This is a genomic window from Quyinboa sediminis (assembly GCF_042219855.1).
GTDB lineage: Bacteria > Bacteroidota > Bacteroidia > Bacteroidales > UBA5342 > JBHJHP01.
This window is the reverse complement of record NZ_JBHJHP010000008.1, coordinates 241,108-264,074: the sequence shown is the minus strand read 5'-3', so window position 1 is coordinate 264,074 and position 22,967 is coordinate 241,108. Positions and strand designations below refer to the sequence as shown.

Annotated in this window: 21 protein-coding genes; 7 read left to right on the top strand and 14 right to left on the bottom strand. The window is 39.3% G+C overall.

Annotation, left to right across the window (positions count from 1 at the left end):
- Nucleotide 1: 1 nt before the first annotated feature.
- The 7 genes from ACE1EF_RS17700 to ACE1EF_RS17670 form a co-directional block, all read right to left on the bottom strand.
- Nucleotides 2-1,045, bottom strand: a complete 1,044-nt coding sequence (locus tag ACE1EF_RS17700) for a sensor histidine kinase (RefSeq protein ID WP_375722033.1) — start codon at nt 1,043-1,045, stop codon at nt 2-4.
- Between the two features lie 3 nt (nt 1,046-1,048).
- Nucleotides 1,049-1,780: a LiaF transmembrane domain-containing protein gene (locus ACE1EF_RS17695; protein ID WP_375722032.1), complete on the bottom strand. Its 732-nt coding sequence runs from the start codon at nt 1,778-1,780 to the stop codon at nt 1,049-1,051.
- Nucleotides 1,781-1,897: 117 nt separating this feature from the next.
- Nucleotides 1,898-2,473, bottom strand: a complete 576-nt coding sequence (locus ACE1EF_RS17690; RefSeq protein ID WP_375722031.1) for a thioredoxin family protein — start codon at nt 2,471-2,473, stop codon at nt 1,898-1,900.
- A gap of 146 nt (nt 2,474-2,619) precedes the next feature.
- Nucleotides 2,620-3,537 carry a homoserine O-acetyltransferase MetA gene (gene metA, locus ACE1EF_RS17685; RefSeq protein WP_375722030.1) on the bottom strand — a complete coding sequence of 306 codons (918 nt, stop codon included), beginning with the start codon at nt 3,535-3,537 and terminating at the stop codon, nt 2,620-2,622.
- Nucleotides 3,538-3,691: 154 nt separating this feature from the next.
- A complete protein-coding gene (locus ACE1EF_RS17680; RefSeq protein WP_375722029.1) occupies nt 3,692-4,987 on the bottom strand; it encodes an O-acetylhomoserine aminocarboxypropyltransferase/cysteine synthase family protein in 1,296 nt (431 codons plus the stop codon).
- Nucleotides 4,988-5,287: 300 nt separating this feature from the next.
- On the bottom strand, nt 5,288-5,509 hold the full coding sequence (locus tag ACE1EF_RS17675; protein ID WP_375722028.1) for a hypothetical protein: 222 nt from the start codon (nt 5,507-5,509) through the stop codon (nt 5,288-5,290).
- 115 nt (nt 5,510-5,624) lie between these two features.
- Complete coding sequence (locus ACE1EF_RS17670) at nt 5,625-8,378, bottom strand: hypothetical protein (protein ID WP_375722027.1); 2,754 nt, start codon at nt 8,376-8,378, stop codon at nt 5,625-5,627.
- Nucleotides 8,379-8,801: 423 nt separating this feature from the next.
- Here ACE1EF_RS17670 and gap point away from each other — a divergent pair, with 423 nt between their 5' ends.
- Both gap and ACE1EF_RS17660 read left to right on the top strand, forming a co-directional pair.
- The gene (gene gap / locus ACE1EF_RS17665) at nt 8,802-9,800 is read left to right on the top strand and encodes a type I glyceraldehyde-3-phosphate dehydrogenase (RefSeq protein WP_375722026.1); all 999 of its coding nucleotides are present in this window, start codon (nt 8,802-8,804) and stop codon (nt 9,798-9,800) included.
- A 188-nt stretch (nt 9,801-9,988) separates the two neighbouring features.
- Nucleotides 9,989-12,253, top strand: a complete 2,265-nt coding sequence (locus tag ACE1EF_RS17660; RefSeq protein WP_375722025.1) for an aconitate hydratase — start codon at nt 9,989-9,991, stop codon at nt 12,251-12,253.
- A 75-nt stretch (nt 12,254-12,328) separates the two neighbouring features.
- Here ACE1EF_RS17660 and ACE1EF_RS17655 read toward each other — a convergent pair whose 3' ends face one another.
- The gene (locus ACE1EF_RS17655; RefSeq protein ID WP_375722024.1) at nt 12,329-13,348 is read right to left on the bottom strand and encodes a branched-chain amino acid aminotransferase; all 1,020 of its coding nucleotides are present in this window, start codon (nt 13,346-13,348) and stop codon (nt 12,329-12,331) included.
- A gap of 200 nt (nt 13,349-13,548) precedes the next feature.
- On the opposite strand from ACE1EF_RS17655, the gene sppA reads away from it, so the two are divergent.
- Genes sppA through ACE1EF_RS17640 form a run of 3 tightly spaced genes read left to right on the top strand, consistent with a single transcriptional unit; the run spans nt 13,549 to nt 17,194 of the window.
- Nucleotides 13,549-15,309 (top strand): signal peptide peptidase SppA, encoded by a 1,761-nt coding sequence (gene sppA / locus ACE1EF_RS17650; RefSeq protein ID WP_375722023.1) that lies wholly within the window; start codon nt 13,549-13,551, stop codon nt 15,307-15,309.
- Nucleotides 15,310-15,321: 12 nt separating this feature from the next.
- Entirely contained in the window at nt 15,322-16,413 is a 1,092-nt protein-coding gene (lpxK, locus tag ACE1EF_RS17645; protein ID WP_375722022.1) for a tetraacyldisaccharide 4'-kinase, read from the top strand.
- Nucleotides 16,385-17,194 (top strand): purine-nucleoside phosphorylase, encoded by an 810-nt coding sequence (locus ACE1EF_RS17640; protein ID WP_375722021.1) that lies wholly within the window; start codon nt 16,385-16,387, stop codon nt 17,192-17,194. Before lpxK ends, ACE1EF_RS17640 begins: the two co-directional genes overlap by 29 nt.
- A gap of 3 nt (nt 17,195-17,197) precedes the next feature.
- Here ACE1EF_RS17640 and ACE1EF_RS17635 read toward each other — a convergent pair whose 3' ends face one another.
- Complete coding sequence (locus ACE1EF_RS17635) at nt 17,198-18,607, bottom strand: CCA tRNA nucleotidyltransferase (protein ID WP_375722020.1); 1,410 nt, start codon at nt 18,605-18,607, stop codon at nt 17,198-17,200.
- A gap of 153 nt (nt 18,608-18,760) precedes the next feature.
- Between ACE1EF_RS17635 and trxA (ACE1EF_RS17630) the strand changes: the two genes are divergently transcribed.
- Both trxA (ACE1EF_RS17630) and trxA (ACE1EF_RS17625) read left to right on the top strand, forming a co-directional pair.
- Nucleotides 18,761-19,117 (top strand): thioredoxin, encoded by a 357-nt coding sequence (gene trxA / locus ACE1EF_RS17630; protein ID WP_375722019.1) that lies wholly within the window; start codon nt 18,761-18,763, stop codon nt 19,115-19,117.
- Between the two features lie 26 nt (nt 19,118-19,143).
- Nucleotides 19,144-19,662, top strand: a complete 519-nt coding sequence (gene trxA / locus ACE1EF_RS17625) for a thioredoxin (RefSeq protein WP_375722018.1) — start codon at nt 19,144-19,146, stop codon at nt 19,660-19,662.
- A 55-nt stretch (nt 19,663-19,717) separates the two neighbouring features.
- On the opposite strand, the gene hisIE is transcribed toward trxA (ACE1EF_RS17625), so the two are convergent.
- From hisIE to ACE1EF_RS17600, 5 genes are read right to left on the bottom strand one after another with little or no spacing between them, the layout of a single operon-like run.
- On the bottom strand, nt 19,718-20,314 hold the full coding sequence (gene hisIE, locus ACE1EF_RS17620) for a bifunctional phosphoribosyl-AMP cyclohydrolase/phosphoribosyl-ATP diphosphatase HisIE (protein WP_375722017.1): 597 nt from the start codon (nt 20,312-20,314) through the stop codon (nt 19,718-19,720).
- Nucleotides 20,315-20,329: 15 nt separating this feature from the next.
- Nucleotides 20,330-21,085, bottom strand: a complete 756-nt coding sequence (gene hisF, locus ACE1EF_RS17615; RefSeq protein WP_375722016.1) for an imidazole glycerol phosphate synthase subunit HisF — start codon at nt 21,083-21,085, stop codon at nt 20,330-20,332.
- 2 nt (nt 21,086-21,087) lie between these two features.
- Complete coding sequence (hisA, locus tag ACE1EF_RS17610) at nt 21,088-21,816, bottom strand: 1-(5-phosphoribosyl)-5-[(5-phosphoribosylamino)methylideneamino]imidazole-4-carboxamide isomerase (protein WP_375722015.1); 729 nt, start codon at nt 21,814-21,816, stop codon at nt 21,088-21,090.
- 2 nt (nt 21,817-21,818) lie between these two features.
- A complete protein-coding gene (gene hisH, locus ACE1EF_RS17605; protein ID WP_375722014.1) occupies nt 21,819-22,418 on the bottom strand; it encodes an imidazole glycerol phosphate synthase subunit HisH in 600 nt (199 codons plus the stop codon).
- Nucleotides 22,418-22,966: a TlpA family protein disulfide reductase gene (locus tag ACE1EF_RS17600; protein ID WP_375722013.1), complete on the bottom strand. Its 549-nt coding sequence runs from the start codon at nt 22,964-22,966 to the stop codon at nt 22,418-22,420. Before ACE1EF_RS17600 ends, hisH begins: the two co-directional genes overlap by 1 nt.
- Nucleotide 22,967: the final 1 nt, after the last annotated feature.

The window sequence follows — 22,967 nt, the reverse complement described above, 5'->3', positions numbered from 1 at the left end:
TTTAAATTGGTATAGTTATTACTGCTTTGAACGTATTTTTTTCCTTTACTGTTTTAAGCAAGCCTTTCTCATTAAAAACCAGTTCTAACCGGTCCGAAACATTCTGCAATCCAACACCTTCTCCTTTTCTTGGAACAGCTTCAGGATCAAAGGTATTACAAATTTCTATATATAGCATATTATTTTTAAACTGTGCAACTGTTTTAATGGTCACAGGATCAAGACTTTCATAGACACCGTGTTTAATCGCATTTTCATAGATTGGCTGCAATATCATTAAAGGAACCTTGACATCACAAACAGCTTCATCTATATCCTCCTGCAGAACCATTTTATCTCCAAACCGCAGGTGTTCCATGTCCAGAAATTTACGGCAGTTTTCCAGTTCGTCACAAAAAGTCACCAGGCCTTCATCCCCTTTCCTCAACGAATATCTTAAATAATCAGAAAGTTTTGCCAGCATGTTACTTGCCCTTTCCGGGTCATATCCAATAAGATAATTGACAGAATTCAGACTGTTAAACAAAAAATGTGGATTAATCTGTGCCTTAAGAGCGTTAAGTTCACTCTCTCTTACCAGACGTTGCATTTTTTCTTCATTCAGTTTTTTCTCTCTGTTTTCGCGGTAAATCAGAATCAGGTAACAGGTGCCGAACAATACAATATAATACGACAATCCAATGGCAATCTGCTCCGTTGTAATGTATGTTTTAAAAACCTTAGCCGGATAGAACTTAGCGAACAGGTTGATGATATAGGTTGTTGAAAAGATCCAGATGCCGACAACAATCGTTGCTCCGAGAATCTGACTTGATGCCACACTCCATGCATCCGCCTTGCCGGGTCTGTTATAAACCGTTAAAGGCCAAACGAGTAAACCCAGAACCGAAAAAATAACTGTAGACGCAGCAGCATCTACAGTTGCATGTTGAATTGGATAGTGTGTTTCGAAATAGAGCCAGAGCAGATGTATAATCCCAACTACAATCCAGACTCCAAAATAGATGATCCGGTTGATCCGGTTATTGAGAAACGGGTGACCCATGATTTAGATTGATTTTATTTCACCTCCTCCAAAAATAGCCACTCCTTTAACAATTAGAGTACTGTCAGTATCCCTGATACCATCAAAGCGTTTGGGTCTTAAATCCTTAAAACCTCCTAATATTCCGGTTACCTCAACTTTAACATTCCAGTTTGCAGGAATAATAAGTGTGTTACCACCAAAAATATTGGTCAGTTCAATCACCTGGATGCCGGGAGCAAGTCTGGCGCCGGTCAGATCAATTTTGGATCCTCCAAAAATAGCAGTCGCTTCACCACCTTTAAATGACTGACTGTCAATTTTCACATCACTCCCTCCAAAGATGGCCACATTATCCAGTATGTCCGTTGAGGATACATCCTTGTAGTTCCTGAATCCCGGTTTACGAACCGTGCGGTTCAGCACCATGGTTAAACCGATAAAGATGACCAGCAAGGGCCAGAATATCTGTTGAAAGCGAATGGAAAAATCGTAAATATCATTCAACAGAAAGAATCCTCCTATCAGTATCAGTATCGACCAGCCAACACCCTGGCCTTTGTTTCCGACCAATCCAACTAAACCTATGGCAATAAGTAACACCTGCCACGAAAAGAGATAATCCGCAAAAACGGGATTTAAACTTCCAACATTTCTAAGGAGCCATAATACTCCAAATACGATAGCGATCACCCCGAAAGCTACTTTTCGCCTGTTAGCTGCTTTTAAATGCTTTATTGTTTCATGTGTTTCCATAATTCGACTTCTTATACAATTAATTACAGTTCAAATATAAGACCATATATACCTTAGGTCCAATATTTAATCGGTAAACGGGGTTTTTTTAGATGGTAAATGAAGCACACATGAAATTTAAAAAGGAGATATTCCGGATTTCCACTTTATGTTACATCCTGAACTTGGTTTCTGATCCTCCTCTGGCATCACTTTTTCGTCGAGCGCCAGATCAAGGGCGTAGGTCAAATCAATACCTGTGGGAACCATTCCGTTTTTATGATTGGATTCATCAAAACGACCATGATATATGCATTCTGCTTTTTCATTAAAAATAAAGAAATCCGGTGTACAGGCAGCTTTATAAGCTTTAGCCACCTGCTGCGTTTCATCGTACAAATATGGGAATGGAAAATCGAACTCCTCGGCAACTTTTCTCATATTTTCGGGTGAATCATCCGGGAAATTTTCAACATCATTCGAACTGATTGCTATAAAGCTTACGCCTTCTGATATATATTTATTTGCGACGTTGACCATCTCTTTCCTGACATGTTTAACATAAGGACAATGATTACAAATAAACATAATAACGGTAATCATTCCTGAACCAAGATCGGAATATGAATATTCTTTATTTGAAGTTACCTCTGTTAATTTGAAATCAGGTGCTTTTTCACCCATTGGAAATTTCTGTGAAAATGTAAGACTCATAATGTTCTGAATTTTGTTATTCTGTTTAACCTTAAATAATCAACCGCTTTGCTGTTTTGCATACCGGCATTACAATTCAAAAGGAATAACATATTAAACCATGTTGCGGTTTAATTAATCATACATATTAACAGATTGGTAAAAGTTTAATCCTGAGAATCCAGATCATAAGGTGTCTCCTGGTAAACATAATAATTTAGCCAGTTGCTGAATAAGAGATTAGCATGACTTTTCCAGCGAACCACAGGAGCCTGTTGCGGGTCATCATCCGGATAATAATTCTTTGGTATTTTAATATCAAGTCCCTTCAGAATATCTCTCTTATACTCCTGATCCAATGTATTTGGAGAGTATTCAGTATGGCCGGTTACAAAAAACTGGCGCCCGTTTTTTCCCATCACCAGATGAACCCCTGCATCCTCAGAGGTAGATATAATCTCAAGTTCGGGAATCCTTTTAATATCTTCCTCACGAATTTCAGTGTAGCGTGAATGTGGGGCAAAGAAGAAATCGTCAAAACCTCTGAAAATAGGCAATTTAGGATCTGAATATGTATGCCGGAATACACCAAACCGCTTTTCATTCAGCATATATTTAGGCACACCGTAAAAATGATATAAGCCAGCTTGGGCACCCCAACAAATGAATAATGAAGAAGTGACATTTTTTATAGACCAGTCGAAAATAGTCTTAATCTCCTCCCAGTATTTAACTTCCTCAAACGGAAGGTGTTCCACTGGTGCACCGGTGATAATCATTCCATCATACTTTTTATGTTTGATCGAATCAAAATCATGATAAAACGCTTTCATGTGTTCCAGTGGCGTATTTTTCGGTTTATGCCCTTTGATCCGCAAAAAATCAACCACAATTTGCAAAGGCGTATTACTTAACAACCTGATAAGGTCTGTTTCTGTAGTAACCTTCAGCGGCATAAGGTTTAGAATAACAATTCGTAACGGACGAATATCCTGGTGACTGGCCCGGGATTCATCCATCACAAAAATGTTTTCTTTTTTCAGTGCCTCAATAGCTGGAAGTTTATCTGGCAGATTTAATGGCATAGTGACTTGAATTAAGCAGTCCGCAACATTGCGGACTGCAAAAATAATGAACTTAAAGTGATTATATTAAAAATTGATATTTTTTTCAATTGTTCTGAAATCCATCAAAACTTAATAACACTTACATTGCTTAAAATATTCTTTCTGAACTCTTTCAAATTTTACCTAAGGCCTGTTCAATATCTGCTTTAATATCTGCAATATGTTCAATTCCTACAGATAAACGTAACTGGTCCGGAAGGATCCCTGCACTAAGCTGTTCCTCGTCACTCAGCTGCTGATGGGTCGTGGATGCCGGATGAATAATCAGGGTCTTAGCATCCCCAACATTGGCAAGATGACTGATAAGTTCCAGGCTGTCGACAAACTTTGATGCAGCCTCTTTGCCTGCCTTCAGACGGAATGTCAGAACACCACCAAAACCGTTTTTCAGGTATTTCTTCGCCAGCTCATGGTACTTACTACTTTTAAGTCCGGGATAATTAACAGCTTCAACAGCAGGATGATTTTCCAGCCATTGTGCTATTTCGAGTGCATTCTGAACAGTTCTCTCCAGTCTTAAAGACAATGTTTCAAGTCCCTGGATCAGCAAAAACGAATTAAACGGGCTGATTGCAGTACCGAAATCCCGCAGACCTTCCACACGCAAGCGAATGGCATACGCTATATTTCCAAACGGACCGTCTGCTCCGAATACATCATTAAACACCAATCCATGATACCCTTCTGAAGGTTCCGAAAACTGCGGAAATTTTCCGTTTCCCCAGTTATAATTTCCTGCATCAATGACAACGCCGCCAATTGATGTTCCATGGCCACCAATCCATTTTGTTGCCGACTCTACAACCACATTTGCACCAAATTCAATTGGCCGCAGAAGATAACCTCCGGCTCCAAACGTATTATCTACAACCAGCGGAATGTCATACTTTTTGGCCAAAGCACCTATTTTCTCCCAGTCAGGAACATTAAAATTCGGATTACCAAGGTTTTCCACATAAATTGCCTTTGTTTCATCGTCGATCAGCTTTTCCAGTGATTCAACCGTGTCGTCCTTTGCAAATCTTGCCTCTATCCCTAAACGTTTAAATGATACTTTAAACTGATTATGGGTTCCTCCGTACAAAAACGGCGATGTTACAAAGTTGTCTCCTGCCTGTAAGATATTATTCAAGGCAAGAAACTGTGCAGCATGTCCGGATGAGGTAGCAACTGCAGCAACACCACCTTCCAAAGCTGCCATACGTTTTTCAAATACATCAGTGGTTGGATTCATTATCCGTGTATAGATATTCCCGAATTCCTTCAGCGCAAACAGGTTTGCACCGTGTTCTGAATTATTAAAGACATAAGAACTTGTCTGATAAATGGGTACTGCCCGGGAATTTGTTGTTTCATCGGGTTCATGTCCAGCATGCAGCTGTAACGTTTCAAAGTGATAATTAGCCATGATTATTATAATATTTGAAGTTAGATACAAAATAAAAATACAAAATGATAACATATGGAAATAGAAAGAGGGACCCTCCTTCTGAAAGATAAATCAGCGCATTAGCTGCGCATTCGCATACACATACAATCCATCCGGGCAGAACAGTTAAAAGAAGAAATGATATAATCTGTATGTGTTTTCATCAGGAGCAAATTAAAAGAACATTTATTATTCCTCCAAATAAAAATATTAAAAAATTAAATTTTTAACAATTTAGACCAAATAAACATTAGGCTTCATGCCACAAAAAAACAGGCACTAGTCCTGTTTTGTACTTTTATATTTTTTTATGCCATATGCCGTTGCCAGCCCCAAAAGGACTAAAAGTCCACCGCCCACAGGTGCACCCGGACCGGGTGGCAAAGGACCCGGAGATCCATATATCGTCGTTGGTGGTTTTTTACCTTTATCAGGCAGATCAGCTGCTTTAGCTATCCCGAAAAACGGAATCAGAATCAGCAACATTAGTATTTTTCTCATCCAAACTTTCATTCACACAAAGCAATAACCTTGATTCGATCCTTTTAAATCTTCGCCAAAAGTAGAATAATTTAATTTAACAAAAAAATAATTTACCATTAGCTTCATCTTAGATTTATCTTAAATTCAATCGTTTAGTAAAGCGTTTATCCATACTCTCATAATTAACAATGACAAACTGAGAGGGAAGATCACTTACTCTGATAATCGTGTTATTATCAGTAATCGATTCATCCAGTAATATTTTCCCTGCAAGATCATACATTCTTACGTTTCCAACCGCATAACGGTCAGAAGTATTAATATACAGGTTTCCATTGTTGGCATATATCAACACCTCATCTTTTTGCACTTCTCCAACTGCAGTTGAATTTCCAACCACATGCACAATCAGTCTGCTTTTCTCTACTAACTTATTCAACTCGATGTTTATTGTATCACCATCGTTCAAATTGTAAAAAGAACCATCCTGCTTATCCTCCAGCACATATTCAAAATCCCCCATAGAATTGTCAATATTAAACGCCAGCTTATAGGTATCCGCTTCCGGCACTGATATCATCAGAGGAACTTCCTGATTCGGATAATCATAATACGAAAAGCTGTTGATTGACAAACTTGTATTCCCTTCCTCAGTATAAATCTGCGGTGATACATTAGAAAGGTTTTTTAATTTATATGCGTCATATTTACCTTCATACATTAATCCGGCATCGTCTTTATGACGAATGTAGGTTTTATCATAGTATTTCTCTCCATCTCTGAAAATTGTGGTTCTCAGATAATGTTTTTCAGATAAGGCGGAAGTCTTAAACGTTACATCCTTATCAATTGAAACCAAAGAACTTAACATCTCAAGTGAACCGCCAGTTGTATTTGCTTTAGCGAAAAATCCCTGTACCTGCGGAATCTTTTCCGTAGTACCGTCAATTGGATCACTGGGTATTACAAAATAATTCTGAAATGCATTACTGTAAAAATATGAAGCCTGATCAACATAAGTCACATCTGTTCCAACCCAGGAAAACGGAGCCAGATACGGATTAGATATAAGGTTCCACCCCCTGTCACTTAGATCCCCTACCGTAGAATAAGCTAAATTATGTGTAAAATTATTACTAACAATTGCTCCTGTAAAAATAGCCTTTTGTGGCACATCACACCAGACAATGTATCCGGTTCCTCCAATAAGGCTTCCTGAATTTACGGGTTTCCAAACCAAATCTGAATGGCCATTAGCAGCCCTTTCTGCCTGATCATGATAGAATACCCAATAGTCACCACCGGAATATGTATAGGCAGAACCACTCCATGTCGCAGTACCCAAAGTTGCCCCAGGTATAATTGTAGATACATCAATAGAACCAACAGGAATTCCGAGAAAATTCCATTGATTACCAAATAGGTATTGTTCAATCTCAAAAGATGACATTATTATCGTACCTGTATTTATAAACTGTCCGGTTCCTGTTGAGTTACTCATTAAAAATATACTTACGCCTCTCATACCAGCAGTATTCTTAAATGCGCCGTAGTTGCCTACTATAATTTTCAGTCCAGGTACAAAAATTGTTGAAGTACTGATTGGATAATTGGAACCTATACAATTATCAATAATGGCATATACATCTGTTGCAGCCGGGGCATTTACTCCTGTCCAGTTTGCAGCATTATTCCAGGCAGTTCCTGATGCACCTGTCCAAACATTAATACTGACATTCGTTTCAATTGCACCCAATTCTGAACGGCTTCTCCTTATTATACCGTTCTGATCCTGTGTTGGAACATAGTTTTTTGCTCTGCCAGCTGCAACTTTAATTCCGTAATCCGTTAAATTTAAGGTAGGAACTATACCTCCATTATTATAAGCAAAAGTTGATTCAACAATGGCGTTTGGATATGCTTCGTAGTAATTATCACTATTACCAAAAGAAACACCCCCTGTTAGGTTCTCAAACATATTTCTGTCACCACCTATCGAGACGGCAGCAGATGAGGTAATGTCAAAAGAAGAGTTATCAATTATTAAGTTATTATAAAATGACATATTGAACATGGTATAGTCTATGTTAATCCCACCAGAACTATTATAGGCTATTGTATTATTTCTTAATGATATCGTGCTGGTACTACCTGTTCCTGTTAAATACACTGCACTATTCCCTGTGCTTTGATTGCCTATTGTACTGTTAATAATATTAAGATTAACACTTCCTCCGTAATACGCATCATAGAAAAGTGCAGCTCCATATCCTCCTGAAGAATTTGAATCAAAACTGGTCTTCGTTACACTGCATGCAATACCTGTACCTATAGCATCATTCATAAAACAAAATCCACCACCATTACCTGCAGCTGAATTGGAATCAAAATAAACCCTATCCAGTGTTATATTTCCTGAGGTTGCATATAGCCCTCCTCCATTAGCACTTGAATTACAATTAAGGAATACAACATCTTTTAGTGTAAGAAAAGAAGGGGCAAAAGCATATATACCTCCCCCATCTGTAGTAGTTTTGAAACCCCATGGATCAGAAGCTAAACCTTCTCCGTCTACAATACTTAAAGACTCTATGGATACTGCTTCAAAAAAATCAATGTAAAATGCATAAGTAGCATTATTGCAATCTAAAATTGTATTTGAAGATCCATTTCCAATAACGGATAAGTCCAATCCGAAAAAATACACATAACTACTAAAATTATAAGTTCCGCTAGCTAATTGAATTGTATCACCACTTGTGGCACCATTAATTGCATTTTGTATATCAACATCAGTACCTAGTGCCACATTTATTACCGTTGCCTTAGCAGTATTACCCATTAGCATTGCAACCACCATGCCCAAAATTATCCCAAGATGTCTCATATGATGATACTTTTTGTCAATCTCACAAAGTTAACAAAATATTAACAATTACAACTGTAAATGCAAATTATTTTCACAATAACATTCAAAATTCTATATATGTTCTTAAAAATTATGAAAACAGTTAATTTTTAATATATTTGTGCCTCTTGTATATTTGAATGTAAAAGTATAAAAAAACGATTATGAAAAAAATATTGGTTTTTGCTGCGGTTGTTTTGGTTTTCATACTTTCTTCCTGTAAAACTACCGAGACTTGTCCAAAAGCATACAGCGAAATCTTACCAACAGAGTTAGCCGAATAATATCCACATATAATTTAACTCTTTTTTTAGATTACAGTCTAACAATTATTTGATATTATGGACTGTAAATTATAATTTTGCGCCGGAAAAAAATACGAACTATATAAATATTAAAGCAATGATTAAAATTGGTATTAATGGATTCGGACGTATCGGTCGATTCGTTTTCCGTGTAGCTGTTGCTACTGAAGGTGTTGAAGTTGTAGGTATCAACGACCTTATTGATGTTGACTACATGGCTTATATGTTGAAATATGATTCAACGCACGGCCGTTTTAAAGGTACTGTTGAAGTTGTTGACGGAAACCTTGTAGTAAACGGAAAAACAATCCGCGTAACTGCTGAACGTAATCCTGCAGACTTAAAATGGGACGCAGTTGGTGCAGAATACGTAGTAGAATCAACCGGTCTTTTCCTTACTGACGAAAAAGCTCGTGCACACATCACTGCCGGTGCAAAAAGAGTAGTATTATCGGCTCCATCCAAAGACGCTACCCCAATGTTTGTAATGGGTGTAAATAACGACACTTATGCAGGTCAGGACATCGTTTCAAATGCGTCCTGTACTACAAACTGTTTAGCTCCTATCGCGAAAGTACTGAATGATAAATTTGGTATCGTTGAAGGTCTTATGACTACAGTTCATGCTACCACTGCAACTCAGAAAACTGTTGACGGTCCTTCTATGAAAGACTGGAGAGGTGGACGTGGTGCCGGCCAGAATATCATTCCTTCGTCTACTGGTGCTGCTAAAGCTGTAGGTAAAGTAATTCCTCAGTTGAACGGCAAACTCACAGGTATGGCTTTTCGTGTACCGACTCCTGACGTATCAGTTGTTGACTTAACATGTCGTCTGGAAAAAGGTGCAACTTACGAAGAAATCTGTGCTGCAATGAAAGAAGCATCACAAGGTGCAATGAAAGGCATTCTTGGATACACTGAAGATGCCGTTGTATCAAACGACTTTGTTGGTGAATCATGCACTTCAGTTTTTGATGCAGGCGCAGGTATCAGCCTGAACGATAATTTCGTTAAAGTTGTATCATGGTATGACAATGAAATGGGTTATTCTACAAAAGTTGTTGAGCTGATCCAGCACATGGCAACCGTAAAGTAATCCTGATTTACAATACGTTTAAAAAACCTGATCATAACCGATCAGGTTTTTTTGTATCTGTTTGCATTGGCATTAAACGCTTTTAGGTTTGATTTGTTATATCAGATAGACCTTGAAAAATGAGGTCATTAAACAAAAGTTTTTAATTTTACCTTTGCAATACTTACGTTAAAACAAAATTTTTAATTATGGTTTTTGATATTGATATGATCAGGAAGGTTTATGCCGGATTTCCTGAAAAAATTGAAGCTGCAAGAAAGGCGGTTGGCAAACCCCTGACGCTTGCAGAGAAAATACTTTATGCTCACCTGTGGGACGGTAAAACAGATACGGCTTTTGAGCGTGGAAAGTCCTATGTGGATTTTGCACCCGACAGAGTAGCAATGCAGGATGCCACAGCCCAGATGGCTTTGCTTCAGTTTATGCAGGCCGGAAAAAAAAGAGCTGCGGTTCCTTCCACTGTTCATGCAGACCATCTTATTCAAGCCAGATTAGGTGCAGATAAAGATCTTCAGGAGGCATTGAATAAAAACAATGAAGTATTTAATTTTCTCTCGTCAGTATCAAATAAATACGGTATCGGATTCTGGAAACCCGGAGCCGGAATTATCCACCAGGTAGTGCTGGAAAACTATGCATTCCCGGGCGGAATGATGATTGGTACCGATTCACACACCGTGAATGCCGGAGGCCTGGGTATGGTAGCAATAGGTGTTGGTGGAGCAGATGCGGTAGACGTAATGGCTGGCATGCCATGGGAACTGAAATTTCCAAAACTGATCGGCGTAAAATTGACAGGCAAATTAAACGGATGGACAGCTCCCAAAGACATTATCCTTAAAGTAGCCGGCATCTTAACCGTTAAAGGCGGAACCGGATGCATCGTAGAGTACTTTGGAGAAGGTGCGCAGTCCCTTTCATGTACCGGTAAAGGAACTATTTGTAACATGGGTGCTGAAATTGGCGCTACCACTTCAACGTTTGGCTATGATGATTCCATGAGACGATATCTTAAAGCGACCGGAAGAGAGGAAGTCGTTGAACTTGCAGACAAAGTTGCAGAACATTTAACCGGCGATGCAGAGGTATATGCTGATCCTGATAAATACTTTGATGAACTGATTGAAATAAATCTTTCGGAACTTGAACCACATTTAAACGGACCATTCACTCCGGACAAAGCAACTCCGGTATCTAAAATGAAAGAGGTTGTTAAGGAAAACGACTGGCCTCAAAAAATTGAATGGGGCCTAATCGGATCCTGCACCAATTCATCATACGAAGATATATCAAGAGCCGCATCCATAGCACAACAGGCTGTGGATAAAGGGTTGGTGCCCAAAGCAGAATTCGGAATCAACCCGGGATCAGAGCAGGTTCGTTATACAGTAGAACGGGATGGTTACATTGACATATTTAAAAAGCTGGGCACCAAAATATTTACCAACGCCTGCGGACCATGTATAGGACAATGGGCAAGAACAGGTGCTGAAGAAGGAAAGAAAAACTCAATCATACACTCTTTTAACCGTAACTTCTCCAAGCGTGCTGATGGAAATCCCAATACGCATGCCTTTGTATCATCTCCCGAGATTGTTGCGGCGGTAGCCATTGCGGGGGATCTTACATTCAATCCTATCACTGATACACTCACCAACGATAAAGGCGAGCAGGTAAAATTTGATCCACCTCACGGATGGGAACTTCCTCCAAAGGGATTCGATGTGGAAGATGCAGGTTACCAGGCTCCGGCTAAGGATGGCGGCAATGTTGAAGTAGTGGTAAAACCGGATTCAGAACGTTTGCAGCTGCTAACACCATTTGATCCCTGGAACGGGGAAAACCTCATGGGAGCTAAACTATTGATAAAAGTTCAGGGGAAATGTACAACAGATCATATTTCTATGGCAGGTCCATGGTTGCGTTATCGTGGTCACCTCGATAACATATCCAATAACATGCTTATTGGGGCTGTAAATGCTTTTAATGGTGCAACCAACAAAGTCAAGAACCAGTTAACCGGAGAATATGGTGAGGTACCGGCAACACAAAGAGCGTATAAAGAAAAGGGTATTCCTACCGTTGTAGTTGGTGATCACAATTACGGGGAAGGTTCATCCCGTGAACATGCTGCAATGGAACCGCGTCATCTGGGCGTTAGAGTGGTTCTTGTAAAATCCTTTGCCCGTATTCACGAAACAAACCTGAAAAAACAAGGTATGCTCGGGATAACTTTCGAGAATGAAGCTGATTACGATAAGATCCGTGAAAATGACGAGTTCAATTTTATTGATCTTAAAGATTTTGCACCGGATAAACCATTAACAATTGAAGTGATTCACGATGATGACACAAAGGATGTTATTAAAGCAAACCACACGTACAATGCACAACAAATAACCTGGTTTAAAGCAGGTTCTGCTCTCAATCTGATTAAACAACAATCAAAATAATCATTGCTGATATAAAAAAGAAAAGAGGGTTTTGAACAAAACCCTCTTTTTTTATAATGATCTTCGATCTCCCTTTTATTCCACTACAGTTATCCAACCATATTTATCCTTTTCCAAACCATTCTGGATATCTCTGAGTTTTCTGTAAAGCATTTCAGAAACAGGCCCCGGTTTCCCGTCTTTTGAATAAATAATTGATGTATTCAGATCAGCATCATCAATTCTGGCAATCGGGCTGATTACTGCAGCCGTTCCACACATGCCAACCTCGTTAAATGTTTCAAGCTCCTCATAAGGCACTCTGCGACTGATAACTTCCAATCCCATGTCTTCAGCAATAACCTTCAGACTCTTGTTGGTTATGGATGGCAAAATGGATTTTGATTCCGGAGTAATATACTGGTTGTTCTTAATTCCAAAGAAATTAGCCGGTCCACATTCATCAATATATTTTTTCTCCTTGGAATCGAGATAAAGCACAGCACTGTAACCTTCACTGTGTGCCTTAATACCTGAGCGCATTCCTGCAGCATAGTTACCACCCACTTTTAAATTCCCGGTTCCCTGAGGTGCTGCACGATCAAACTCACGCATAATTACCACAGGTGTTGGTTTAAAACCTTCTTTAAAATACGGCCCAACAGGTGTTACAAATACCATAAATAAATATTCGCTGGCAGGCTTAACACCCACCTGTGCACCGGTACCAATCAACAAAGGCCGAATATACAGTGCAGCTCCGGAACCATACGGAGGAACATAATCCCTGTTTAATTCAACAGCTTTAATCACAGCTTTCTGAAATAATTCTGATGGAACTTTTGCCATCAGTATTCCATCAGCTGAGCTTTGCATTCTTTTGGCGTTTTCATCCATCCGGAAAATACGAATTTTCCCGTCTTCACCCATAAAGGCTTTCAGCCCTTCAAAAGCTTCCTGTCCGTAATGCAAACAGGTGGCTGCCATGTGCAATTCTATTTTATCAGAATCGTGCACTTCAAGCTCTCCCCATGCATCATCCCTGTAGTAGCAACGTACGTTATAATCGGTTTTTATATAACCAAAATTTAAATTCGACCAATCCAATTTTGCCATAGTTCTGGAAAAAAAATTTGAGATAGCGAATGTACTAATTTAAAGTGACAACTTTAATGAAATTTATCATAAATTGCACAGTCAGCATCAAAATGTGCAATTGCAATACTTTTACATCCAAAGACATGTAAATACGCTTAAAAAGTTTATTTTTGTTCTAAACAACTATTCAACCCCGGTAATATCCAAAATTCATAGGTATGAAAGACTTTTTTAAATACGTATTAGCAACTTTCACAGCGCTTTTCCTTTTCTCTGTAATTGGTTTTTTCATCTCAGTTCTCGTTATAGGAGGAATTGCAGCAATGGGTGAAAAAGAAGTTCAGGTTAAACCAAACAGTGTACTCAACCTCAAGGTTCAGGGTCAGATTGTAGAACGCAAAGCAGACAATCCACTGGAAGACCTGCTGTTTTCCAATCAGGATGAAATAAGGATGATGGGTCTTAATGAAATCCGTTCTTCCATTTACAAGGCTAAATTTGATCCTAACATTAAAGGCATTTACCTCAATCCCGGTCTGTTTTCCTGTGGTATATCAACAGTGGAGGAAATCAAGGATTATATTGAGGATTTCAAAACCACAGGTAAGTTTGTTATTGCCTATTCCGGTAATTATTCTCAGCTGGGATACTACCTGGCAGCATCTGCAGACAAAGTGTATATGAATCCACAGGGCATGCTTGAAATCAGAGGCTTATCAGCAAATTATACCTTCTTCAAAAAAGCAATGGATAAGCTTGGCATTGAAGCCAATATTTTCAAGGTAGGAAAATACAAATCTGCTATTGAACCATTTATAAATGACCAGATGAGTCAATACAGTAAGGAACAGAGTGAGGTACTGATAAATTCTCTATGGGGTACATATAAAGACCGTCTGGCAAAAGACAGAAATATAACGGACAAAGTCCTGGAAGATTTTGCACAACAGGGGCTTATGCTTTCCAATCAGGAAGTGGCTGTAACAGCCGGTCTCATAGATGATCTTAAATATGCAGACCAGATACTTGCAGAATTAAATGATTCGTGTGACAGAAAAGAATCTGCTGAACCCAACTTTATCTCCCTGCAGAAATACACAAAAGCAAATGTTAAGACTGACCGGAAATACTCGAGAAACAAAATTGCATTTATATATGCATCCGGCGGTATTGATGATGGTTCAAACGATGGCATCAAATCCGGTGAACTTGCTGCTTCAATCCGTGATGCCAGAACAGACACGACTGTAAAAGCCATTGTTCTACGGGTTAATTCACCCGGAGGCTCTGCCTATGGTTCAGAACAGATATGGCGCGAGCTGGAATTAGCCAAAGAAGGCAAACCACTGATTGTATCCATGGGAGATGTGGCTGCATCCGGCGGTTACTATATATCCTGTAATGCGCATACCATCATGGCACGTCCATCAACCATAACAGGCTCAATTGGCATTTTTGGCATGATCCCAAATTTTAAAGGGCTTACAGACAAAATAGGTGTTACATTCGATGGCGTAAAAACCAACGAGTATGCTGACCTGATGAGTGTTGTCAGGCCAATGACTCAGAGTGAGAAGAATATGCTACAGGCATGGGTGGAAAGAGGCTATAATACATTTCTAACCCGTTGTGCTGATGGACGCAACAAAACGCCTGAAGAGATCAATGAAATAGGACAAGGCCGTGTATGGAGCGGAGAAGATGCAAAAAAGATCGACTTAATTGATAAGTTCGGAGGAATAGATGATGCCATAGCGCTTGCAGCTGAAATGGCCGGCCTGAAGGAATACCGCTTAATGGAACTTCCGGAACAGAAAGATTTTTTCCAGCAGCTTATAGACGACCTTTCAGCAGAAGTTAAAACCAGCATGCTGGAGATGCGAATGGGTGAAAACTACGAGATTTATAAAAAGCTGATTCACTATAAGGGACTTTCAGGTCTTCAGGCCAGAATGCCTTATGAATTGAACATTCAATAAGTAATCGGATTTATGCCCGACAGGAAGAAATTTGCGCTGATCCTCTCGCCTTTTTCCCTTCTTTACAGAATAATTGTTACATCGCGTAACCTTTTGTTCGACTGGGGTTTTATCAAGGCAGAGAAATTTGACATTCCTGTAATAAGCGTTGGCAATATCACAGTTGGAGGAACAGGAAAAACACCACATACCGAATACCTCATACAACTGCTGCATAAAAAGTTCAGCCTTGCAGTTTTAAGCCGGGGATATAAGCGCAAAAGCAAAGGTTTTGTTTTAGGTTCAACCGGTTCAACAGTAAGGGATATTGGCGACGAACCGTTGCAGATTAAACGCAAATTTCCAAAAATTACTGTAGCAGTAGATGCCAAACGCATAAATGGAATTCAAACGTTACTGAAGAACAGCGAACAGGACCAAAAACCAATTGATGCTATTCTTCTGGATGATGCATATCAGCACCGTTATGTCATTCCCGGACTTTCCATATTACTGATAGATTACAATAATCCGATTGATGAAGACCGCATGCTTCCCGCAGGTAATCTGAGAGAGCCTGAAAAAAGTAAACAGAGGGCAAATATTATTATTGTAACCAAATGTCCGGAGAATTTAAAACCCATTGATTTACGCATTCTGATTAAACGGTTTAAAACAGTAGCCCATCAAAGCCTGTATTTTACCACACTGAAGCACAATGAACCCCAGTCTGTTTTCGATCATACCAGATTATTTGAAAGTATAAACGAGACCTCTACGGCATTGGTAGTGACCGGCATTGCGCAACCGGAAATTTTTAAAGCACATATTGACAGTATTGTAAAAGAATCTGAACTGCTTCAGTTTCCGGATCACCATCAGTTCACAAAAAAAGACTTTGAACTGATAAAAAAAAGATATTTACAGATTGGCAATAAGGATAAGGTTATTATTACAACAGAAAAAGATGCCATGAGACTTTTTGAGGTGGAAACGCTGATCCCTAAAGAGATCAAGTCATTTATGTACTATATCCCCGTAAGAGTAGAATTCCTGTATAACGGGAAAAAAGAATTTGATAAAACTATAATAGATTATGTTAACCAAAATAAAAGAAACCGCTGAGTTTCTTAAAAGAGAAGAGTTTGTTTCTGAAGTAGCAATTATTCTTGGCACCGGACTAGGCGGGCTTGTGAACGAGATAGAAATTGAAAAGACCATCGGTTACGATAAAATACCAAACTTCCCGGTTTCAACGGTTGAAGGGCATGAAGGAAGACTGATCAAGGGAAAAATCAATGATAAAACAGTTCTGGCAATGCAGGGGCGCTTTCATTATTACGAAGGCTATGACATGAAAGAAGTCACATTTCCGGTCAGGGTATTCAAATTCATCGGTGTTAAAACGCTGATGGTGTCAAATGCTTCCGGTGGCCTCAACCCTGGATTTAAGGTCGGTGACATTATGGTACTGAACGATCATATAAACCATTTCCCCGAACATCCTTTACGTGGTAAAAACTTTAATGAGCTGGGCACCCGCTTTCCGGATATGAGCCAGGTGTATGATCCGCAACTCATCGATGCTGCGTTCCGTATTGCTCAAGAAAACGGCACTGACTTAAAAAAGGGAGTTTATGTAGGTACATCAGGACCTACTTTCGAAACTCCATCAGAATACAAATATTTCAGAATGATGGGAGCTGATGCTGTTGGCATGTCTACTGTACCGGAAATTATTGTGGCACGACATATGAATCTCCGCTGTTTTGCCATCTCCATTATAACAGACAGCGGGGTACCAGGAGAAATTGTAGAGGTATCGCATGAAGAAGTTCAGCAGGTAGCGGCAGCGGCAGAACCTAAAATGACAGCCATTATCAAGGGACTTGTTGATCAGCTTTAAAAACTAACGGATGGGCTCAAGGCCCATCTCTCTGGCAATATTCAGCATATATTTTCGGGCTTCATCATGCTCATTCGGTATAATTCCATCCAGAATAGCATCTTTAATTGCGGACTTAATATCTCCAACCTCCCTGCAGGGTTTAAGGTCAAATGTTTCCATAATTTCTTCACCTGTTACAGGAGGTTGAAAATTTCGAATCCGGTCTTTGGCTTCAATTTCTTCAAGCTTTTCCCTCACCATCCTAAAATTATTCAGATACTGCTTTACCTTATCCTCATTCTTCGAGGTAATATCCGCTTCACATAAATTCATCAGCTTATCAATATCATCTCCGGCTTCAAACAACAGGCGACGAACCGCAGAATCTGACACCGTATCTTCAGCCAGCACAATCGGTCGCATATGAAGGTTCACCATCTTTTGAACAAATTTCATTTTTTCGTTCAGTGGCAGTTTCATGCGCCTGAAAATACCCGGTATCATTTTTGAACCAATAAAATTATGGTTGTGAAAGGTCCAGCCCAGATTATCGTCGAAGCGTTTTGTTTTTGGTTTCCCAATATCATGCAGGATGGCTGCCCATCTTAACCATAAATCACCGGTAACCTGAGACAGATTGTCAAGAACCTTAAGCGTATGATAAAAATTATCCTTGTGTGCCACACCTGACTTCGTCTCCACCCCTTTCATACCCGATAATTCAGGGAAAATTACTTGTAATAAACCAGACTTTTCCAGCAAAATAAAACCAACCGAAGGCTTAGGAGACAACACAATTTTATTTAACTCATCTACAATTCTTTCTTTGGACACAATAGTTATCCGTTCCCGGTTTTTCTGTATTGCTTTAAAGGTTTCAGGATCAATAGTAAAATCAAGCTGGCTGGCAAAGCGGATAGCCCGCATCATACGCAAGGGATCATCCGAAAAGGTAATGTCCGGATCCAGAGGCGTCACAATGCGCTTATCCCTGATATCATCTAGACCGTTGAACGGATCCACCAATTCACCAAATGAAGCTTTGTTCAGAGAAATTGCCATCGCATTAATTGTGAAATCTCTTCTGTTCTGGTCATCTTCCAATGTACCACTCTCCACAATGGGTTTTCTGCTGTTTCTGTTATAGGATTCCTTTCGGGCTCCGACAAACTCAATTTCAACACCTTTGAGTTTAATCTGTGCAGTACCAAAATTCTTAAAAACGTGCACACTGACATTTTGTCCTAATTGACCTGCACATCGTTCAGCTATTTTAATTCCATCTCCCAGCACCACAACATCAATATCCTTGGATGGCCGTTCTAAAATTATGTCACGCACATAACCACCAATGACATAACACTGCACCTTTTCCTGCTCGGAAATGTCCGAAATTACCTGAAAAACCTTATGTTTGAGATATCTTATCATTTGTTAATCCATGAACAATGAAACTGATGATATTGTTTCAACTTAAAAGCTGACAAAATTAAAAGATATTTTTTAATATGGTTGTCAGCTATTTTTTTCTGGCACATATTTTGATATATAGATTTTTATATATTAATTTAAAAAATTTTTACGATGATTGAGCATTTAACAGACGAGACATTTAAAACCAAGGTTTTCAACTGGGTAGATAATAAAGATTGGAAATTTGAAGGTGAAAAACCTGCAGTAATAGACTTCTATGCAGATTGGTGTGGACCATGTAAGATGGTAGCTCCTATCCTGGAAGAACTGGCCGATGAATATGCAGGCAAGATTGATATTTATAAGGTAGACACTGAAGCTCAGAGAGAAGTATCTTCAATATTCGGAATACAGAGCATCCCGTCCATATTGTTTGTACCGGTAGACGGACAACCGCAGATGGCAATGGGTGCACTTCCAAAGGATACTTTTAAAAGAGCATTTGAGGACGTATTTAATGTAAAGTAACCAAATACAGGAACAAAGCAACAGATATGAAAAAGAGTATTAAAAGCCTGACTTTAATGTTAGTTTCAGGTTTCGTTTTGATAAACTTCTCTTATTGCTCAAGTAAAGCAAAAGGTGAAAATGTAACCGAAGAGAAGAGTGTGGTAATGGACGCGCAGCCCGTTGAGGAGGAAAATGCAGGTGTGATACATCTGACATCTGAAACATTCAGGGATCAGGTTTTTGATTACGTTAACAGTAAAGAATGGAATTATAAAGGTGATAAGCCTGCAATATTAGATTTTTATGCAGACTGGTGCAGACCTTGTAAAATGCTGGCACCGCACCTTGAAGCCATTCAGAAAGAATATAAAGGCGAGGTTCAGATTTACAAAATAAATACGGATGAAAACCGCGAGGTAGCAGGTGCATTTGGTATTCAGAGCCTTCCGACTATTGTTTTTGTTCCTAAAGAAGGACAACCTCAGGCTGTGATGGGATACAGACCTCAGGCCGATCTGGAATCCATAATTACGGAAGTACTTAAAGTTGAAAAACCAGAGTAAAAGATAGTATAATGGAATAAAAAAATCCGGTTTAAAAACCGGATTTTTTTTTGTCTTATTTTTTATGTCTCTTTCTAAGCTCTTTCGATACATCCTCGATTCTGTATCCTTTGTAAGTCAACATTACAATCAGGTGATACATCAGATCGGCTGCCTCCATAATCATGCCTTCATCTGTTCCGTTCAGGGCATCAATAATTACTTCTGCAGCTTCTTCGCCAATTTTCTGGGTTATTTTATTGATCCCACGATTAAATAGTTTTGTGGTATAGGAACCTTCAGGCATTTTTTCCCTTCTCTTTTCAATAAAATCCTGAAGCTGCTTAATGAACATAATATCCTCGCTGTTCTTTTCATCCCAGCAGGTATCAGCTCCGGTATGACAAACAGGACCTTTGGGTTTTACCTTGATCAGCAAGGTATCATTATCACAATCTGATAAAATGTCAACCACCTTAAGGAAATTACCACTTTCCTCACCTTTAGTCCATAACCTTTTCTTTGAACGGCTGTAAAAAGTGACCAGTTTATCGTCTACTGTCTTTTTATAAGCCTCTTCATTCATATAACCAAGCATCAGTACTTTGTTGGTTTTTGAATCCTGAATAACTGCAGGAATGAGACCATCGCCTTTTGCAAAATCAAGTTTCATATCTATAATGTTAATTTATATTCTTACTGGTATTCCTTTTTGATGCAAATACTGTTTTAAATCTCCAATTGCAATCTCTTTATAATGAAAAATACTGGCCGCTAATCCGGCATCCGCTTTCCCTTTAGTAAAGGTGTCTACAAAATGATCCATCGTACCTGCGCCACCTGAAGCGATAACAGGTATGGATAAATTCTCCGATAACTTTCTTAGCGCATCATTAGCAAAACCGTTTTTGGTGCCATCATGATTCATACTTGTAAACAGGATCTCTCCTGCACCTCTTGATTCTGCCTCCTTTGCCCATGAGAAGAGCTCCTTTTCAGTAGGAATTCTACCCCCATTAACAGTTACAGTCCAATGATTGTTTTCTTCCCTTGCATCTATGGCACATACAACAAACTGACTGCCGAAATTTCTGGCCATATCACTGATGAGCTGAGGATTTCTGACGGCAGATGAATTTATGGAAATTTTATCGGCACCGGCATTAAGTAGAGCCTCAGCATCACTCAATTCACTTATACCTCCACCAACCGTGAACGGGATGTTAATATGATGTGCAATGCGGCCTACAAGATCAACAAAGGTTTTACGACCTTCGTGCGTTGCAGTTATGTCCAGAAAAACCAATTCATCCGCACCCTGTTGAGCATATAATGCACCCAGTTCAACAGGATCCCCAACAGCCTTGATGCCTACAAAATTAATCCCCTTAACCGTTTGTCCATCTTTAATATCAAGGCATGGTATGATACGTTTTGCAAGCATAATCAAGCATTTAAAATGTAACGGTTAATATCTTTCAGAGATATTCTCCCCTCATATATCGCCTTTCCAGTAATTACAGCAGGAACACCATTCGCTTCAAGTTCAGTGATATCATTAAAAGAACTTACACCACCACTCGCAATCAGGTACAATCCGGGAATTTCTTGAAGCAACGTTTTATATAACTCTGTTGAAGGACCAGTCAGCATGCCATCTCTACTTATATCAGTCGATATAACTTTACTGATTCCCTGCTCGACATACTGCTTAATAAACGAACCGATCTCCATATCTGTATCTTCTGTCCAGCCGGTTACAGCAATCCTGTTATCTTTGGCATCAGCTCCCAGAATAATTTTTTCACCACTATAGGTATCCACCCAGTTCTGAAAAGTTTCAGGATCCTTAACTGCAATACTTCCACCGGTTATCATTGCCGCACCTGAGCTGAATGCAATTTTCAAATCATCGCTGCTTTTCAGACCACCACCAAAATCAATAACCAATCGCGTTCTGTTAGCTATCCTTTCCAGCACACGCCAGTTGACAATGTGCTTTGCTTTTGCACCATCCAGATCCACCAGATGCAGGCGTTTAATTCCATTGGCCTCAAACTCCATTGCGACCTCCAGTGGATCTTCCCTGTAGGTTGTCATCTGATTATAGTCTCCCTGGCTTAGCCTGACACATCTCCCTTCTATAATATCTATTGCCGGAATTATTTCAATCATCTCTATAACTCTAAAAATGCTTTCAGTATTTTTTCTCCCACCTGGCCGCTCTTTTCCGGATGAAACTGAGTAGCATAAAAATTATCCTTTTGTAAAGCGGAACTGAATGGAATAATATAATTGGTTTTTGCTGCTGTTTCTTCAGATATTTCTGCATAATAGGAATGGACGAAATAAACATATTCTCCATTTATTTCTAACGGAATAAACCCATTCTCAGCAACATCAAGGCTGTTCCACCCCATATGAGGCACTTTAGTTACATTTTCCATACCCGGTTCAGGTCTGAATAATTTAACCCGGTTTTTAAAAATTCCCAGACAATCCACATCATTCTCCTCCGAATGGCTGCACATTAGCTGCATGCCAAGACAAATACCAAGAACAGGCTGCGTTAAACCTTTAATTAACTTATCCAGGCCCTGTTTTTTAAGATAACTCATGGTCGTACTTGCCTCGCCAACTCCGGGAAATATAACCTTATCTGCCGCTTTAATTGTTTCAGGATCAGCAGTAATTTGTGCCTCAATACCTAAACGACTCAAAGCATGATAAACCGACCTGATGTTTCCGGCATTATATTTTATAATGACTACATTCATTATTCCTGATCCAGAATTTCGGCGATTTTTTTCTTCATAGAATCAAACTCATCACGGTTAAAGAGCCGGGTAAGATATACGATTTTTCCGGTTCTGTCAATGATGACATTCCGCGTAACCCCTGCTTCTTTCAGAGCAAACTTTGCAAAAATATCAGCTCCCGGATCAAGTGCCAGGGGATACGTAATCCCTACCGTTTCAGCAAAATTCTTTACTTTATCAAGAGGTTCATCCCTGTCAATACCGGCAAGAAAGAAATCGTTCCTATCCTTGTATTTCTGCCATATTTCGCTTTCTATAAAGGGCATCTCTTTACGGCAAACACTACACCAGCTTGCAGTAAACTGCAACATTACCACTTTTCCTCTCAAAGATCCAAGGCTGACACTGTCACCGTTCGTAAGATGAAGCATAAAATCCGGTGCAATCTGTCCCACCTCCACTATATAGCCTCTGTCATTCTCTGAAAGCGCTTCTCCGTTTGAAACTTTTACACCTAATCCAATGAAAAAAACGATCAGAAATGCATATGTTAAAAATGATCTCATA